Source organism: Paraburkholderia aspalathi (genome assembly GCF_905220735.1).
Lineage (GTDB): Bacteria > Pseudomonadota > Gammaproteobacteria > Burkholderiales > Burkholderiaceae > Paraburkholderia > Paraburkholderia aspalathi.
Map to the genome: position 1 here is coordinate 704,601 of NZ_CAJNBA010000002.1, position 17,528 is coordinate 722,128.

Below are 17,528 nucleotides of genomic sequence, written 5' to 3' on the forward strand. Positions count from 1 at the left end.
TGAATGCGTGAATCGGCGGGAGCGCCAGACGATGCGGCGATACGACCGCCGCATCGTGCGGGCAGGAAGGGTCAGACCGGCGCGCTGCGCACGCCTTCAACTGCTGGAGCAGTAGCGCCGCTCGTGCCGAGAAACGCGCGCAGATCGGTCATTACGCGCTCAGGGGCTTCTTCCATCGGAATGTGGCCGAGTCCCGGGTACATCACCGATTTCGCGCCTGGAATGCGGCTTGAAAATTCGGTCGCGTGCGCAGGCGGAATCCAGCGATCCTTTGCCCCCCACAGTACCAGCGACGGCACCTTCAGCGTCTTCAGCACGTCGGTATCGACGTCCTTGAAGTCGAGCGTCGGCACCATCTTGCCGATCGCCGTGCGCGTGCCTTCGCCGTGGAAGAACTCGACGTATCGCCGCAGCGTCACCGCGTCGATCTTGTGCGGATCGCCGTACACGTTGCGCACCGCGCTTTTGATAATGACTTCCGGCAGCCACCACGGCGAACTGACCCGCACCAGCGCGCTATTGAAGAGGCCGATGTAAATCGGCAGCTTCATCGGGAAACCGGCCGAGTCGATCAGGACGAGCTTTTCGACGGCATCGCGATGGCGCACTGCGTAATCCCACGAAATCAGGCCGCCGAGCGAGTTGCCGATCAGCGTCGCGCGCGAGATGCCAAGTGCCTGCATGAACGTGTCGATAAATCGCCGGTAGGTCGGCAGGTTCATCGTTTCGATTTCGCCGGCGTTCGTGCGTAGCGGTCCGGTTACGCCGAACGGCGGCAGATCGAGACGGATCACGCGATGCTCGTGCTTGAGTTCGTCGGCGACGCGATTCCACGTGTGCAACGAAGACGCGAAGCCGTGAATCATCACGATCGTGTCGCCGCTGCCTTCGTCGACATAGTGCACGTCGGCACCCATGATCTTGACGAACTTGGAGCCGCTTTGCGTGTAGCGTCGTTGCAATTCGGTGCGCGGTACGCTGGTGATGCCGAGGCGCGCAGCGAGCGAGCGCGGGCGCAGCGGTGCGGTGGGTGCGGGCGTTGCGGATTCGATGCTTGCCATGGTGGTTGTCTCCCTTTAGTTTGAATTCGAATGCCTCCGCCTCGCCATCGTGAGCGGCCCGTCAGCTGCGCATGCCGCATCAAGCCGTATCAACGCACATCAACGCGCGAAGCGATAATCCTGCGGCCGCACGCGCCGCGTGCGTTTGCGAAAGCTGAATGTGAAGCCCGGCCACAGCGCGGTGACCTTGCCGCTTTTCGTCTGATACCAGCTATGGCAGCCGCTGACCCACACGGAGTGCTGCATCTCCTTCTGCAGACGCGCATTGAAATCGCGCTGCACGTCGGGCAGCAGCGTCATCGTGCGTGCCTTGCGTCGGCGCAATACGCGCAGGCAATCAGCGATGTACTGCACTTGCGACTCGATCATGTAGATCATCGAGTTGTGGCCGAGCCCGGTGTTCGGGCCGACGATCATGAAGAAGTTCGGGAAGTTGGCGATGCTGGTGCCGAGGTAGGCCTCCGGTCCATCGCGCAGCCACATCGCGCCGAGGTCGGCGCCCTCGAGACCGGTCACCTCGAACGGTGCGCCCACGTCGTTGACCTGGAAGCCCGTGCCGCAGATGATCGCGTCGGCCTGGTGATGCGCGCCGTCTTCAGTGACGATGCCATCGGCGACGATTTCGCGGATGCCGGTCGTCACCACGTCGACGTTGGGCTGGCTGAGCGCGGGATAGTAATCGCTCGACAGCAGCACGCGTTTGCAGCCAAGCCGGTAGTTCGGCGTCAGCTTCGCGCGCAGCGCCGGGTCCTTGACGCGCCGTTCCAGGTAGCTCAAGCCGAACTTCATCGGCAGCTTCATCAGTTTCGGATTGACGACGAACGCAATCGCGCGCGATTCGAGCTGCCAGTAGATCGCGTTGCGCACAAAGCGCTGCGTGAACGGCAGATGGCGGAACAGCCAATGCGTGCGCGGGCCGACCGGCTTGTTGGGCTTGGGCATGATCCACGGTGCGGTGCGCTGGAACAGTTCGAGTTGCGCGACACGTGGCTGGATCTGCGGCACGAACTGGATCGCGCTGGCGCCGGTGCCGATCACGGCCACGCGCTTGCCTTCGAGCGGATAGTCGTGGTCCCAGCGCGCGGAATGAAACAGCTTGCCTTCAAAGCGCTCGAGCCCGGCGATCTGCGGCATAGCCGGCCGCGATAGGGGACCGCTCGCGGCGATCACGACGTCGACCTCGATGCTTTCGCGCGTACCGTTCGAATCGATCTCGACTCGCCATGTCTGCCGCGCTTCGTCGAAGCGCGCCGAGGCCACGCGCGCATTGCAACGCACGTAACGATCGACACCGTATTTGCGCGCGCAATGTTTGAGGTAGGCGAAGATCTCCGCCTGGCTGCCGAACGCACGCGACCACGCCGGATTCGGCTCGAACGAAAACGAATACAGATGCGACGGCACATCGCAGGCCGCGCCCGGATAGGTGTTGTCGCGCCACGTGCCGCCAACATCGCCGGCCGCCTCGTAAATCGTGAATGACGTGATGCCCATCTGCTGAAGGCGGATCGCCATGCCGATGCCCGCAAACCCGCTGCCGACAATAGCGATGCGTGGCGTGGCGGGTTGGGCAACTGAAGCAGGCGTCACGGCGGGTCTCCGGAGGTGGGCAAAATTCGGATGTCTACATATGTCTACAGACGTATAACGCGCAGGGTAGACAACTGTACACTTCGCGTCAAGATCGTTTAGAGTACGACTATTAAACGCGCGAGCCGCGCCCCGACTTAAAGCTCATGAAACTCTCACCCGAAGCGGCGCTCGCCGCCGACCATGGCGCCGTTGCAGGGCAGGACCTTCCGCCCGGCAAGCGCAAACTGATCGAGGCCGCGTTGCGTCTGACCGCGGGCGGGCGCAGCTTTGCAAGCTTGGGTCTGCGCGAACTGGCGCGCGAGGCAGGGTTGAATCCCAACACGTTCTATCGTCATTTCGACACGCTCGACGACCTGGCGCGCGAGGCGGTTGAATCGGTGAGCCGCCGCTTGCGGCCGATGCTGCGGCGCGAGCGTTGGCTGGCGGCGCACGATGAACCGCAGAGCGTGCCGCGTCGCGCGTGCATGGCGTTCTTCGCGTTTGCATTGGAGAATCGCGAGGCATTTCTGAGCGCGCTGGCCGAGTATCACGGCACGTCGCGGGCGCTGCGTGAAGCGGTGCGGGCAAACCTCCACGAGGTGTCGGCGGAAATGGCGGACGACGTCGTGCAACTGGAACTGATGCCGACGCTTGCCCGCGCAACTGTCGACGAAGTCTGCACGCAGATCGTGCTGCAGCTGTTTCATCTTTCGGCGGAGTACATCGACGGGGATGCCGCCCGCCGGGACGCGCTGGTCGCGTATGCGGAGCGTTTCATCGTCCGGCTGTTCGCAGGGTCGATGCTGCTGGCGCAGCATGAGCCGGTTAGGGCGCCCGCATGAATTAAGGGAATCGACATGAAAAAACAGGCTCCGTACGGAGCCTGTTTTCATTGCAGCTTGATCGCTTGGCGTTCGACTGACTGCATCTCACGCAGCGCGGTGTTTCTCAAGTATCGCTCCAGCCGCCGGAATCGTCGTTGCTGCCCATGTCGACACCACCGCCGTTGTTGTCGTTCCAGTCGTTCGAACCCTGGCCGAAGTCGAGACCGCCGCCATTGCCACCGTCACCGCCGCGGCGACGCGTTTCGTCATCGACAATCACGTCGCGCTCCACAACGCGTTCACGCCCGGAATTCAGCGCCTCGCCAAGCAGCACGCCGGTCAGCAGACCGCCCATGCCGCCGCCGAAACCGCCGCCACCTTGTTGCACGATGACCTGCGGCTGCTGCTGATACGGTCCTTGCTGCGGGTATGGCTGCGGCGGGTTGCCGAAACGCTCGGCTTCCTGCGCATACGGCGACTGATGCGTGCCGGCGGCCGGTGCGGCATACGGATCGGGGCGCCCCTCGGCGCGAGCGCGCAGGCTGCCGATACGCTGCTCCAGTTCGTCGAGCTGATACGGCGGCACCGGATTCTTGCTGTTCGACAGCGTTTCGACGAGACCGCGCAACTGGTCTTCGGTCGATTCGACTTCCTTCTCCAGCGCCTCATGACCTTGCACGGTGGAGAGCTTCACGTCGAGCTTCAACGAGCGCACGGCGTTGAGCATTTCGGTTGCGCGCTTGAGCTGCACGCGACGATCGTCGTCGGCGCGCGAATCGTCTTGCGTGCGGGCGCGGCGCAAGGTCCAGCGCAACACCAGCGCGATCACGCCGATCAGGAGAATGATGCCGAGCCACATGCCGATGCCGGGACCATGCCGTTGCGGCGCTTGTTGCACCATCGCCGATTGCTGTTGCACGGCCGGCGAATTCTGCTGCACGAACGGGTTGGCCGCGCGGCTCGTGGTGTTGCCGCCGGCGCCGCCGGCACGTTCCGCGTCCTTGCGGATACGCGCTTCGGTTTGCGCGAAACGGGTCGGGTCGGTGAAGCGGATTTGCGGATCGAGCGTCTTGGCCTGTTGGATCTGGGCGAGGGCGTCGCCGTAACGGCCTTCGCGATCAAGCACCTGGCCGTACAGGTAGCGCGCGCGGGCATTGTTCGGATGCGCCTGCAGCACTTCGCTCAAACCGGCATCGGCCTGCTGCCAGTTGCCTTGCGACATGGCGGATTCGATCTGCTGGACCGTCGGCACGGCGAACGCCGCAGCCGACACGAACAGCAGTGAGGCGAATGCGCTTGCGAGAAATTTTTTCATTTACGGACCGGGTGCGATGCACCCGTCTCCTTCAGTCGATTCCGGCGGCGCTCGTAACGGCCGCCGGTATGCACTGCTGACGCAATTACTGAGCCGGCGTGTTGATCTGCTTCTTCAATGCTTCGAGACGATCTTCGACGGACGGGCCGCGGTTCAGGTCCGCGAGCTTGTCGTCGAGCGCCTTGCCGGTCTTTACGTCGGCCGAATTCAGGCGCGCGTCGGAACGGGCGTTCGACAACGCAACCTTGTCTTCCAGCTTCTGGAAATCCTCGGACAGATTCTTGCCGCCGATACCGCCCAACGCAGTAGCGGCAACATCTTTGGCCTGAGCGATCTGTTGCTTGGCTTGCAGAATGTTCGAGCGCGCGTTCAGGTCGTTACGACGGCCACGCATGTCGTCGATCTGACTCTTCAACTGGGCAACCGACGGCTCCAGTGTGGTCAATTCCTTGGCCAGCGCATCGCGTTCAGCTTCGGCCGTGGCTTGCGCGCCCAGGGCTTCGCGTGCGAGCGTTTCGTCGCCCGATTGCAGCGCGCGCTTCGCGCCGTCTTCGTACTTCTTCGCCTTATCGGCGGCGACATCGCGCTTGCTTTGCTGCGTGGCGACCTGTGCCTGAATCTCGATCAGCGAGTTCTCGGCTTTAGCGATGCTCTCGTCGAGTTCGCGCACGATCTGGCGCGAATCGCGCGACGGGTCCTGCACGGAATCGGCTGCGTCGTTCAGGAGACCTTTAAGCGTGCGCGAAATGCTGTCAAAAAGCGACATGAAAACCTCCAAAGAATGAAATCGGCGCTGAATAATTCCCACGCGCTTTAACTGCTTTCAAATGCTACTTTACGCCGCTGCGCGAGAAGCTGCGCAACGTTCGGACCGGAGTTCGGGGCACACTCGCCAATTGCAATAGCGGCGCCACAAATTTACGTTTTGAAAACAAATGGCCAACGGCCTCAGTGGTTAAAACGTGGGTTGGCTTATTCAGCCGTTCGCGGATATTACACCACGCATTCTCTTAAAACCGCCTTAAAGGGCGCGATGACATAATCGCTAACTTTGTGCGCTGCGAGCACCCGTTCGACGGGCATCTGCGCGGCGCGCATCGGCATGGCGAGTGTCCGCGCGGCGGGTGTCGCGGATGTGAACAGCGTCGTGTGTGGACGGCGTGCTTGCGTTTCAACACCGCTTCAACTGCGCTTCGATGCGCGTTGGGTTAGGGCGCTTGACCGTGACACTTCCGATTCAGGCGAAGCGGCCGCCTTCCGTGCTCGGATCGCTTTGCGGATCGTCTTCGTCGCGCTTCGCGTCGAGGCGCGGGCGTTTAAGCACGTTGCGCAAAGGCGTATCCACGTCGTTGGGTTTCTGCGCCGAACCGGCAATGGACGCCGCTTCGGCAGCGGCGACGCGCGCCACGGCTTCGGCTGCCGCAGCCGCTTCCAGTTCCTCGGCGGTGGCGGTGAGGGCGGCCAGTACGCCGGCCGGCAGCAACGGCGCCGGGCCCGCGCCGGCGGCTGTGCCCAACAAATCATCCGCGTTCGATGCGGCCGCGCTTTCCGCCGGCGCAGCGGATTCGTTGTCACCGTGAGTCTGCAAGACCTCGGGGAGCGCCGCCCGTGCGTTGCGCGTGCCGCGCGCGACCCGCTGCAACGCGGCGTCGAGCGCGTCCGGTGCGCGCGGCGCACGCAGCCGATCGACGATGCTGGCCGCTTTCACCTGTTCGCTGGTCGCGCCGAAGCTCAGCACCGCGCGGCGCATCAGTTCGCTGACGCTAATGCCCAGATTTTCGGCGGTGGCGGCGATCGCGCGTTTCTGCGCGGTCGTGACGAATACGACGATGCGTTCGCTGGGCTTGTTCATGGTCGGCTCGCATACTTGTTGGCATTGGCGAATCAAGGCGTGAATCTGGCGTACGCCGTCGCGCGTATCGGTTACGACTCCCGCGCCGAGTCCATCATATGACGAGTTGCACCGATGCGGAACGGGCGCGACATGAAAATCGCGTGACATCAACGGCTTGTAGCGTTTGCGGCGGGCTTGTCCACAGGCCTTTCAACATTTTCTGTTGATAACCCTGGCAGGCGGCGCGGAGCACTTGCGCGACTGCCGTGATCTACCTGTATAACGAAGCACGAAGGGAATTCTTACAAAAAAACTGTCTTGGACGGCGCTTGATTTCTTTAAAATGCGCTGTTACGTTGCGCCGGACGCTGTCACAGGCGTGCCGTGCGGTCGCCCGGGGGCATAGGGCCGCGCGGTGTTTTGCGCCTCACGCGTTCAGTTGCACGCCCACTATTCCAGTCATGCCAATCATCAAACGACCGCATTCTTCAAATTCTCCGGCTGGTGAAGACCGGGACGCCTACCACCGCACCCCAGGACGCAACGCTGCTTCGCGCGACGCCGAGCCTGGCCGCCGTTCGATTGGCGCGAGCATCACCATCTGGTTTGTCAGTCTGCTGGCAACCATCGCCGTGGTGGGTGCGCTGATCGTCGGTTACGCGCTCGTGGTGATGGGGCCACAACTGCCGTCGCTCGACGCGCTGACCGACTATCGCCCGAAAGTGCCGCTGCGCGTGTACACCGCGGATCACGTGCTGATCGGCGAGTTCGGCGAAGAGCGGCGCAGCATCGTGCGCTTCCAGGATATTCCGGACCAGATGAAGAAAGCGGTGCTCGCGATCGAAGACTATCGTTTCTACGAGCACGGCGGCGTCGACTTCGTGGGCATTCTGCGCGCGGGCATTTCCGACATCACGCACGGCGGCGCCTCGCAGGGTGCGAGCACGATCACCATGCAGGTGGCGCGCAACTTCTTCCTCTCGAGCGAGAAGACCTACACGCGCAAGATTTACGAAATGATGCTGGCGTACAAGATCGAGCGCGCGCTGACCAAGGATCAGATCCTCGAGGTCTACATGAACCAGATTTATCTGGGCGAGCGCTCGTACGGTTTTGCCGCGGCCGCGCGCGTGTACTTCGGCAAGGATCTGAAAGACATCACGCTGGCTGAAGCCGCGATGCTGGCCGGCTTGCCGAAGGCGCCTTCCGCGTATAACCCGGTGGTCAATCCGAAGCGCGCGAAGATCCGTCAGGAATACATTCTGAAGCGCATGCTCGAGCTGAAATACATCAGTCAGGATCAGTACGACCAGGCCGTCAAGGAAGAGATTCACACCAAGAATCCGGGCAACGAATACAGCGTGCACGCTGAGTACATCGCCGAAATGGTTCGTCAGATGATGTACGCGCAGTACAAGGACGAAACCTATACGCGCGGCCTGAACGTCACCACCACGATCGATTCCGCCGACCAGGACGCCGCCTATCGCGCGGTGCGCAAGGGCGTGATGGATTACGAGCGGCGCCACGGCTACCGCGGACCGGAAGGCTTCGTGCAACTGCCCGCACCGGGCGACGACCGCGATCAGACCATCGACGACGCGCTCACCGATCACCCCGACAATGGCGAAATCATCGCCGCCGTGGTGACGGACGCGAATCCGAAGCAGGTGAAGGCGCAACTGGTCGACGGCACCGAAGTGACGATCAGCGGCGACGGCCTGCGCTTTGCAGCCGGTGCGCTCTCCGCGCGCGCGGCGGCCGCCACGAAGATCAAGCCGGGTTCGATCGTGCGCCTCGTTGCCGACGACAAGGGCAACTGGCAGATCACGCAGCTTCCGCAAGTGGAAGGCGCGCTGGTCTCGCTCACGCCGCAGGACGGTGCGATTCGTGCGCTGGTGGGCGGCTTCGACTTCAACAAGAACAAGTTCAACCACGTCACGCAGGCGTGGCGTCAGCCGGGTTCGAGCTTCAAGCCGTTCATCTATTCGGCCGCGCTCGACAAGGGTCTCGGACCGGCTACGATCATTAACGACGCGCCGCTGTACTTCCCGCCGAGCACGCCGGGCGGTGACGCGTGGGAACCGAAGGACGACGACCAGCCGGACGGTCCGATGCCAATGCGCCTCGCGCTGCAGAAATCGAAGAACCTGGTGTCGATCCGTATCCTGTCGTTCATCGGCACCAAGTACGCACAAGATTTTGTCACGCAGCGTTTTGGTTTCGACGCCGACAAGACCCCGCCGTATCTGCCGATGGCGCTCGGCGCCGGCCTCGTCACACCGCTGCAATCGGCGGGCGCTTACTCGGTGTTCGCGAACGGTGGCTACCGCATCAATCCGTATCTGATCAACGAGGTGACGGACGCGCGCGGCGTGCCGCTTTCGAAGGCGCAGCCGTTGACCGCAGGGCAGGATGCGCCGCGCACGCTCGAGCCGCGTAACGCATACATCATGAACAGCCTGCTGCATTCGGTGGCCACGGCCGGCACGGGGGCGGGCACTAACGCGCTGCATCGTTCGGACCTGCAGGGCAAGACGGGTACGACCAACGACGCCAAGGACGGCTGGTTCGCCGGTTATCAGCAATCGCTGGTGGCGGTGGCGTGGATGGGTTACGACCAGCCGAAGAGTCTTGGCAGCCGCGAGTTCGGTGCGCAGCTCGCGTTGCCGATCTGGGTCGAGTACATGCAGCGCGCGCTGCGTGGCGTGCCGCAAAGCGAGCCGGCGCAGCCGGACGGCGTGACCGCGGTCGACGGCGAACTGTTCTATACGGATATGACACCGGGCAATGGTTTCGTGGCCAGCATCGGTCTGGATTCGGCGAATCCGACCGCCGGTGTGAGCGACGCGGTGGGCGGCGTAGGGCCGGCGGGTATGACGCCACCGGCGGTGCCGCCGCCGAACGTCTCGTCGAATGAGAAGAAGCAGATCATGGATTTGTTCGAGACGAACAAGCCTTGATGTCTGCCAGCGCTCCAAAGGGGACCTCCTTCGGGGTTCGCTTAGGGGCGTAGCGAGTGTGTGCGGCTAGCCTGTGGCCGCACGCGTAAGTTTTTGAAAGGGCGGGGGAAACCACGCGCTGACGCGGATTTCTATCGCGCTACGCGGGCCTCGCCGAGCAGATTTTGTGCCCGCCTTCTGCAGTGTGTTTTAATCACGCCTGCGGTGCTTTTTTATTGGGTCCTATACGGACGCTCGATTCCTAAGCGGTTTCGGCCTCCACCACTGCTGCATCTCGCCGCGAGCGAGGCGCACGTCTTCGAAAGTCCCGCCGCGCAAGACCCGTTTGACGCGCGCGCATGCCACTTCGTCTGTGGGCAACTGTCAGGTTGCCGCGGCCGGCGTGTTTGTCATACAGCATCCACCGGGTCGTTGCCTCGTGAAAAGTCGAATACTCATCTGTCTGATGACAGGTCTGCTGCGCGCGTTTGCTTTCCTGCCATACGGCGTTGTCGCGCGCATCGGCACCGGCATCGGTGCGTTGCTGTACCGGATTCCCAGCGCGCGCCGGCGCGTCGTGCATACCAATCTGAAGCTGTGCTTTCCCGACATGAGCGACGACGCACGCGAGCGTCTCGCGCGTGCGCATTTCTGTCATGTGATCCGTAGTTATGTCGAGCGCGGTCCCCAATGGTTCGGCAATGCGCAGGCGTTGGCGCGCCTGGTCGAAGTGGAGAGCGCGATCGATCTGACCGATATGGAGGGGCAGCCGACGATTTTTGTCGGCTTCCATTTTGTCGGTATCGAGGCGGGGTGCATGATGTATTCGACGCGACATCCCGTTGCGTCTTTGTACACGCCGATGTCGAATTTGTTGCTTGATGCGATGGCCAAGCGGCAGCGTGGGCGTTTTGGTACGGAGATGATTCCGCGTAGCGATAGCGTGCGGCGCGCTTTGCGGGTTCTGCGGGATGGCAAGCCTGTCATGCTGGCTGCTGATATGGATTTTGGGTTGCGGGATTCGGTGTTTGTGCCGTTTTTTGGTGTGCCTGCTTGTACGCTTACTTCCGTTTCGCGGATGGCTAAGGCTGGGAATGCTCGGGTTGTGCCGTTTGTGACTGAGGTTTTGCCCGATTATCGGGGCTATAAGTTGACTATCTTCGAAGCGTTAAAGGATTTTCCTTCGGAGGATGTTGCTGTTGATGCTCGGAGGATCACGGAGTTTCTTGAGACGCAGGTGCGTCGGATTCCTGATCAGTATTATTGGGTGCATAAGAGGTTTAAGCATCGGCCTGCTGGGGAGGCTGGGGTTTATTGATTTTTTTTGCCTTTGGCGGCGGCATTGGCCGTGTTCTTGGGGCTTTGGCTTTTCCTTGATCCGGGTTTGGTGCCTTTCCTTGTTTTGTTAGTGGTCTATTAGCGTTGCCCCTGTGCGGGGCGGCACTTACTTTCTTTGCCGCCGCAAAGAAAGATAAGCAAAGAAAGCGGCTAGAAGCCCCTGCTAAGCGGGGCCCGCAGCCCACACAGGGTAGTGGTGCATCTGGAATCTGTGTTCGTGCCCGTGCATAAGCTTGTGACAAGGGCGTCATACTTCCGGCGGCGCTGCGCGCGCCGAAGAGTAATTCCTAAAACCGCTCCCGCTGTATGGGCCGGCACCCTAAAGATCTACGTCTGATTTCGTTGCGTGCTCAAGCACTTACGCCGGATGTCCTGGTGTTATCAACATGTCTTTCAACAAAATCTGTGGATAAGGTCTCTTTCCGAAAACGGACGCCAGCGCGTGGCGCGTAGTCGATTATCCTCTGCATCAGCCTGCACCCCACGCAACAAACCGATCTGCATCAAGCACTTAAGCGCGTAGCCCCGTAGTTATCAACAGCCCTGTCAACATAAACTGGGGATAACGTTTTGGCATGGTGAGGCATCCCAACGGCTTTAACCAAAGTCAAGAGGCACGTTCAGCATCGCCTGGTTCATTCCGCACCGTGACCAAAAATCACAGCGCGTTCAACGCGTTAGCCCGCTTGTCAGATAGTTTTCAACAGCCTCTTCAACATAAACTGGGGATAAGTCCGCAGCCATAACTACGGAATCCCAGGTTTAGTTCGATGCGCCTACGTTGGCCGTGGAAACCTCCGGCATCGCCGAGGCCGCCGTGGCCGTAGATGCAGACGCAGACGTAGACTGTCTCGCCTCCAATGGCGGATTCCCCATCGCCTGGAACAGGGCCGCCGTGTCCGTTAGCCGTGCGCTGGTGTAGCGGATCTCGTCGAGCTGCGCGTTGCGGAACTGTTGCTCGCTCGAGCGCGTCGATGCGATCGGCAACGCCCCCAGTCGGTAGCGTCCCGATGTTTCGTCGAAAATTCCTTGCGCCGAGCGCGCTGCAATGTTCGCGGCGTCGAGAGCTTGTGCGTCGTGCTGGAGTGCAGCGAGCGTGTCGGCGACGTTCTGGAATGCGGTCAGTACGGTCTGCTTATATTGCGAAACCGTGGCGTCGTACGTGTCGACGGCCGCGCGGCGCTGTGCGAACAAGGCGCCGCCATGGAACAGCGGTTGTGACAAAGACGCGCCAATGCTCCATATCGCCCCCGCGCCGGATAGCGCCACCGGCCAGCTAAAGCCGCCTTGTCCCATCGATGCACTCAGCGAGAGACTCGGGAACATCTGCGCCGTCGCCACGCCGACGTCGGCCGCCGCGGCCTTCAGGGCGGCGTCCGCAGCCTGGATGTCGGGGCGGGTGCGCAGCAGCTCGGAGGGCACTACGACGGGCACCTGTTCAGGCACGTGTAGTTGCGCAAGCTCGAGGTCGTCCGGCGCGGCGTCCGGTGTGCGGCCGAGTAGGACGGCCAAGGCATGACGCGTCGTCAGCCATTGCTGCTTCAAGCTCGGCAAACTTGCTGACAGACTCGCGGCACTTTGTTGTGCGCTCAACTGGTCGGCGTGTGAGACCGCGCCCAGGGCGTAGCGCCGCTGCGTGTCGCGGGCCTGATCGTTGGCAAGCGTCACGAGGCGCTCGGTTGTGTCGATCTGCGCGCGCAATGCGGCGCTCGTGATTGCCGCCGTTACGATGTTGGCGGCTAGCGCGCGGCGTGCGGCGTCGAACTGATAGGCCTGCACGTTCACGCGGGCGGCGAGGGCGGCGTCGGCGAGACGCGCGGCGCCGAACAGGTCGAACGTGTAGTGCGCCTGTAACTGGCCAACGAAGATGTTGTACAGGAACGTGTTCGGTCCGGCTTCGGGGATCGCCAGCGCTCGGTTGCGAGTGGCCTGGCCGCCCAGGTCGATGGTCGGCAGCATCGAGCTGCCGATCTGCGCGCGCAGTTGCTCGCGCGCGGCAGCGAGGCTCTTGTCCGTCGCGGCGAGCGTCGGGCTGTTGCGCAAGCCTTCGTCGACCAGCGCGTTCAGCGCCTCCGATTGATACAGCTTCCACCATTCGGGCACGGGCTTCGCGCCGACCACGAATTGCTGGGTGACGCCTTGTGCCGGCACGGTTTGCGTCGGTTGCGCTTCGGCGCCGTAGTGAGCCGGTTGCGGCATGGCAGGCGGCTCGCCGTTCGGGCCGAACGAGCAGGCGGCCAGCGTCAGCGTGGCGCCGGCGAGAAGTGTGAGACGAAGATGTCGACGGAATGCAAGGATAGCCATGATCTCAGTTCCCCGAATGCGTCGTGGCGGACGGCGCCGGCGGCTCGCGCTCGTCGTTGCGTACTCTGAACGACATCGCGTACAGGGCCGGCAGATAGAACAGCGTGAGGATGGTCGCGCTTGTAATGCCGCCCATCAGTGCGGTTGCCATCGGGCCGAAGAAGTTGGAGCGCAACAGCGGAATCAACGCGAGGACGGCAGCGGCCGCGGTCAGTGTGATTGGCCGGAAGCGTCGCACCGTCGCGCCGACGATCGCGTCGAAGCGCTTATGCCCCGCAGCAATGTCCTGCTCAATCTGATCGACCAGAATCACCGAGTTGCGCATGATGATGCCGAACATGGCGATCACCCCCAGCATCGCGACGAAGCCGAACGGCTGGCCGAACAACAGCAGCGTCAACACCACGCCGATCAGGCCGAGCGGCGCGGTCAGCACCACCATCAGCACGCGCGCGAAACTCTGCAACTGGACCATCAGGAGCACCAGTACGGCGATGATCATGATCGGCATCTGGGCGTTGATCGACGTCTGCCCCTTGCCGCTTTCCTCGACCGAGCCGCCGATCTCGATCCGGTAGCCGACCGGCAGCGTGCTGCGAATCTGGCCGAGGGCTTTGTCGACGGCATGCGTGACATCGATCCCTTGCGCGCCGGGCGCGACATCGGACTGCACGGTGATGGTAGGTTGCCGGTCGCGTTCCCAGATCACACCGTATTCGAGGTCATTGCGCAAATGACCGAGCGTGCCGAGCGGCACCGGGCCGTTCGGCGTCGGCATAGCCAGCGTGACGAGCTTCGCGGGGTCGACGCGCTCCGCTTTGGGGGCGCGCAGATCGACGCTGATCAGCTTGTCGCGCTCGCGATACTGCGTGACGGTATAGCCGGACAGCGTCATCGCGAGGAAGCTCGAGATGTCTTCGGAGGTCACGCCGAGTTCGCGTGCCTTCTTCTGATCGACTTCAAAGCGCACCGAGCGCTCGGCGGGCTCGTCCCAGTCGAACTGGACGTTGCGGGTGCCGCCGTCGGCGCGCATGGTCGCGGCGACGCGCTCCGCGATCGAGCGCACGGTAGCGATATCGTCGCCGCTCACGCGGAACTGCACAGGGTAGCCGACCGGCGGCCCATTCTCGAGGCGCGACAGACGTGTGCGGATCGCCGGAAAGTTGTTGCGCAATTCCGGTTCGAGCCATTGCGCAAGCTTCTCGCGATCTTTCACGGATTTCGCCGTGATCACGAACTGCGCGAAATTCGGCTGCGGCAATTGCTGATCGAGCGGCAGATAGAAACGCGGCGCACCGGTGCCGACGAAGTTCACCGTATGATCGATTTCCGGACGGCCCACGAGGACTTTCTCCAGCCGCTCCGCTTGCCGTAACGTCGCTTCGAACGACGCGCCTTCGGGCAAACGCACATCCACCAGCAACTCGGGACGGTCGGAGCTCGGGAAGAACTGCTGCGGCACCAGCGTGAAGCCTGCCATGGCCAGAATGAACAGCACGACGGTGATCGCCAGCACGACGAAGCGCCGCTCGATGCACCAGCCGATCCAGCCACGCAGACGCTTGTAAAACCGCGTGTCGTAGATATCGTGTTCGTGATCTTCCGCTTCGTGTGCCTGCCGTTTGCGCTCAGGCAGCATGTGATAGCCGAGCAACGGAATCAGCACAACGGCGGCCAGCCACGACGCAATCAGCGCGATCGCCGACACTTCGAAAATCGAGCGCGTGTATTCGCCGGTGCTCGACTTGGCGAGAGCAATCGGCAGGAAGCCGGAGACGGTCACGAGCGTCCCGGTCAGCATCGGGAAAGCGGTGCTCGTGTATGCATAGGCAGCAGCGCGCGTGCGGCTCCAGCCTTGCTCCAGCTTCACCGACATCATCTCGACGGCGATGATCGCGTCGTCGACCAATAGCCCCAAAGCGAGCACCAGCGTGCCCAACGACACCTTGTGCAGGCCGATATCGAACAGATACATGCACAGAGCCGTGACGGCGAGCACGACAGGTATCGAGATTACGACCACCATGCCGGTGCGCACGCCCAGCGACAGCAGACTGACCACCAGCACGATCGCAATCGCCTCGGCGACGGCTTCGAGAAAATCATCGACCGAATGCGCCACCGCGTTCGGCATGCTCGACACTTCGACCAGGTGCAAACCGGCGGGCAGGGAGGCCCGCAGCGTGACCATCTGCTGATCGAGCGCCTTGCCCAGACGAATCACATCGCCGCCCGGCTGCATCGTTACGCCGATGCCGAGCACTTCCTTGCCGCCGGCGCGCATCTGCGTGGCGACCGGATCGTCGTAGCCGCGCTTGATGGTCGCGATGTCGCCGAGACGGAACGAGCGGTTATTGATGCGGATCAGCGTGTCGGCGAGTGCATTGACGTCCTTGAACTGGCCGGTGGGGCGTACGAACACGCGGTCGTCGGTGGTGGTCAGCGTGCCTGCCGGCGAAACGCTGTTCTGCGAATTGATGGCCTGGCCGAGTTGCTGCGGCGAGATGCCGAGGCGCGTGAGCTGCGTGTTGGCGATCTCGATATAGATGTGCTGGTCCGGATCGCCGAAATAATCGACTTTGCCGACGCCCGGTACACGCAGCAGCACCGTGCGCAACTGGTCCGCGTAATCGTGCAGTTGTGCGGCGGAAAAGCCGTCGCCTTCGAGCGTCCAGATGTTGGTGTAGACGTCGCCGAATTCGTCGTTGAAGAACGGGCCCTGAATGCCTGGCGGCAAGGTCGCCGCGATATCGCCGACCTTCTTGCGCACCTGATACCAGGTCTCCGGCACGTCCTTGACCGGCGCCGAGTCTTTCATTGAGAAGAACATCAGCGATTCGCCGGGGCGCGAGTAGCTGCGCACGAAATCGATGGCAGGCGTTTCCTGCAATTTGCGGCCGATACGGTCGGTGACCTGTTCCTGCACCTGACGCGCGGTTGCGCCGGGCCAGAAGGTGCGGATCACCATCACGCGAAACGTGAAGGGCGGGTCTTCGGATTGCGCGAGACGTGTATAGGCGAGAACGCCGAATGCGGTAGCGAGCGCGATCAGGAAAACGACCAGCGCCTGATGGCGCAGCGCCCATGCGGACAGGTTGAAGCGTCCTTCTTCATGCGTGGTGCTCATGAAGCGAAGTCCTCGGGATGCAGCGGCGGGATCACGTGGACTTTTTCGCCGGCGGTCACGGTATGCACGCCTTGCAGTACGACGCGTTCACCCTCCTTAAGCCCCTGACCGATCACGATCGTGCGCTCGTTGTAGCGCGTGACCGTTACGCGGCGCAGTTCCAATGCGTTGTCTGCGGCACGCACGACCCACACGGCCGGCTGCGTGCCGTCGTGGAACAGGGCGGTGGCGGGCACGGTGAAGGAACCGGTCTGGCTCGCCGAGGTGTTGGCAGCTGCGTTGGCCGATGCGTTGGCCGATGAGTCCGAGGGCGACGGCGCGGCGAGCGCGATATCAGCGGTCATGCCGAGGCGTACGTCCGGGCCGGGATTGTCGAGCGTGAGCTTGGCGCGGTAGGTGCGGCTTTGCGGATCGGCGGCGGGCGACAGTTCGCGCACGCGCGCCTTGAAGCTGCGGCCCGGCAGCGCGGCCAGCGTGACCTGCGCGGTCTGCCCGACCGAGAGCGCGGCGAGCGCGCTTTCCGGCACGTCGCAGACGACGTCGATATCGCCGCTCCATGCGAGGTTATAGACAGCTTGCCCGGCGGACACATTCTGGCCGGTGTCGGCCTGTTCGGCGGTGATCACGCCGGCGTGATCGGCACTGAGCGTGGTGTACTGCAACTGGTCTTTCGACAGCGCCGCCTGCTGCGCGGCCTGGTCGCGCTGCGCGGCGGCTGAGGCGTACGCGTTGGTGGTCTGTTCGAGCTGCGCGGGCGCGATCAGGTTTTCTTTCGCCTGTGCCTGGTCGCGATCGAGTTGCTGCTTCGCATACACGAGACTGTGTTGCGCGGCTTCGAGTTGAGCCTGCGCGCTGGCGGCGTTCTTTTGCGCATCCGCCGGATCGAGCCGGGCGACGATCTGCCCGTTCTTCACGACGTCGCCTAAGCGTACGCGCCGCTCGATGATCTTGCCGCCGACGCGAAACGACAGCGGAGTGGAGTAACGCGCCTGCACTTCGCCGGGCAACGATGCCGCGGCTGCCGCGCTGCCGTCCGCATGCACGGCGACGGCGACTACCGGACGCGGCGCGGGCGCAGCCGCTTCCTTCTTCGAGCACGCGGCGAGCGTGACCATACCGGCGAGCGCGAGGGCAAATGCTGCGCGGCGCAAGCGCGCGGAACGGGCATACCGATGAGATTGCTGGCGCATCGCAGACGATGCGGGAGGACC

Annotated in this window: 11 protein-coding genes; 3 read left to right on the forward strand and 8 right to left on the reverse strand. The window is 62.9% G+C overall.

Annotation, left to right across the window (positions count from 1 at the left end):
- Positions 1-71 precede the first annotated feature (71 nt).
- A complete protein-coding gene (locus tag KHO30_RS13910; protein ID WP_211701306.1) occupies positions 72-1,061 on the reverse strand; it encodes an alpha/beta fold hydrolase in 990 nt (329 codons plus the stop codon).
- Positions 1,062-1,160: 99 nt separating this feature from the next.
- The gene (locus KHO30_RS13915) at positions 1,161-2,651 is read right to left on the reverse strand and encodes a flavin-containing monooxygenase (RefSeq protein WP_211701307.1); all 1,491 of its coding nucleotides are present in this window, start codon (positions 2,649-2,651) and stop codon (positions 1,161-1,163) included.
- A gap of 146 nt (positions 2,652-2,797) precedes the next feature.
- Between KHO30_RS13915 and KHO30_RS13920 the strand changes: the two genes are divergently transcribed.
- Positions 2,798-3,475: a TetR family transcriptional regulator gene (locus KHO30_RS13920; RefSeq protein ID WP_211701308.1), complete on the forward strand. Its 678-nt coding sequence runs from the start codon at positions 2,798-2,800 to the stop codon at positions 3,473-3,475.
- 106 nt (positions 3,476-3,581) lie between these two features.
- Here KHO30_RS13920 and KHO30_RS13925 read toward each other — a convergent pair whose 3' ends face one another.
- The 3 genes from KHO30_RS13925 to KHO30_RS13935 all read right to left on the reverse strand — a co-directional run bounded on the left by KHO30_RS13925 (position 3,582) and on the right by KHO30_RS13935 (position 6,624).
- Positions 3,582-4,772 carry a tetratricopeptide repeat protein gene (locus KHO30_RS13925; protein ID WP_211701309.1) on the reverse strand — a complete coding sequence of 397 codons (1,191 nt, stop codon included), beginning with the start codon at positions 4,770-4,772 and terminating at the stop codon, positions 3,582-3,584.
- 85 nt (positions 4,773-4,857) lie between these two features.
- Positions 4,858-5,538 (reverse strand): PspA/IM30 family protein, encoded by a 681-nt coding sequence (locus KHO30_RS13930; protein ID WP_093645018.1) that lies wholly within the window; start codon positions 5,536-5,538, stop codon positions 4,858-4,860.
- Between the two features lie 471 nt (positions 5,539-6,009).
- On the reverse strand, positions 6,010-6,624 hold the full coding sequence (locus tag KHO30_RS13935) for a hypothetical protein (RefSeq protein WP_211701310.1): 615 nt from the start codon (positions 6,622-6,624) through the stop codon (positions 6,010-6,012).
- 443 nt (positions 6,625-7,067) lie between these two features.
- Here KHO30_RS13935 and KHO30_RS13940 point away from each other — a divergent pair, with 443 nt between their 5' ends.
- Both KHO30_RS13940 and KHO30_RS13945 read left to right on the forward strand, forming a co-directional pair.
- Complete coding sequence (locus tag KHO30_RS13940; RefSeq protein ID WP_200621343.1) at positions 7,068-9,569, forward strand: penicillin-binding protein 1A; 2,502 nt, start codon at positions 7,068-7,070, stop codon at positions 9,567-9,569.
- Between the two features lie 418 nt (positions 9,570-9,987).
- Positions 9,988-10,866: a lipid A biosynthesis lauroyl acyltransferase gene (locus KHO30_RS13945; RefSeq protein ID WP_093645042.1), complete on the forward strand. Its 879-nt coding sequence runs from the start codon at positions 9,988-9,990 to the stop codon at positions 10,864-10,866.
- Positions 10,867-11,648: 782 nt separating this feature from the next.
- On the opposite strand, the gene KHO30_RS13950 is transcribed toward KHO30_RS13945, so the two are convergent.
- The 3 genes from KHO30_RS13950 to KHO30_RS13960 are packed head-to-tail and all read right to left on the reverse strand — an operon-like array spanning position 11,649 to position 17,507.
- A complete protein-coding gene (locus KHO30_RS13950; protein WP_211701311.1) occupies positions 11,649-13,190 on the reverse strand; it encodes an efflux transporter outer membrane subunit in 1,542 nt (513 codons plus the stop codon).
- 4 nt (positions 13,191-13,194) lie between these two features.
- Complete coding sequence (locus KHO30_RS13955) at positions 13,195-16,317, reverse strand: efflux RND transporter permease subunit (protein ID WP_211701312.1); 3,123 nt, start codon at positions 16,315-16,317, stop codon at positions 13,195-13,197.
- Positions 16,314-17,507, reverse strand: coding sequence for an efflux RND transporter periplasmic adaptor subunit (locus KHO30_RS13960; protein ID WP_211701313.1), 1,194 nt, complete (start codon positions 17,505-17,507; stop codon positions 16,314-16,316). Before KHO30_RS13960 ends, KHO30_RS13955 begins: the two co-directional genes overlap by 4 nt.
- Positions 17,508-17,528: the final 21 nt, after the last annotated feature.

Bases quoted from the DNA above. Each gene is read 5' to 3' on its own strand.
- KHO30_RS13935 (WP_211701310.1), bottom strand. From the start codon at position 6,624: ATGAACAAGCCCAGCGAACGCATCGTCGTATTCGTCACGACCGCGCAG.
- KHO30_RS13910 (WP_211701306.1), bottom strand. From the start codon at position 1,061: ATGGCAAGCATCGAATCCGCAACGCCCGCACCCACCGCACCGCTGCGC.
- KHO30_RS13930 (WP_093645018.1), bottom strand. From the start codon at position 5,538: ATGTCGCTTTTTGACAGCATTTCGCGCACGCTTAAAGGTCTCCTGAAC.
- KHO30_RS13925 (WP_211701309.1), bottom strand. From the start codon at position 4,772: ATGAAAAAATTTCTCGCAAGCGCATTCGCCTCACTGCTGTTCGTGTCG.
- KHO30_RS13955 (WP_211701312.1), bottom strand. From the start codon at position 16,317: ATGAGCACCACGCATGAAGAAGGACGCTTCAACCTGTCCGCATGGGCG.
- KHO30_RS13940 (WP_200621343.1), top strand. From the start codon at position 7,068: ATGCCAATCATCAAACGACCGCATTCTTCAAATTCTCCGGCTGGTGAA.
- KHO30_RS13960 (WP_211701313.1), bottom strand. From the start codon at position 17,507: ATGCGCCAGCAATCTCATCGGTATGCCCGTTCCGCGCGCTTGCGCCGC.
- KHO30_RS13950 (WP_211701311.1), bottom strand. From the start codon at position 13,190: ATGGCTATCCTTGCATTCCGTCGACATCTTCGTCTCACACTTCTCGCC.
- KHO30_RS13920 (WP_211701308.1), top strand. From the start codon at position 2,798: ATGAAACTCTCACCCGAAGCGGCGCTCGCCGCCGACCATGGCGCCGTT.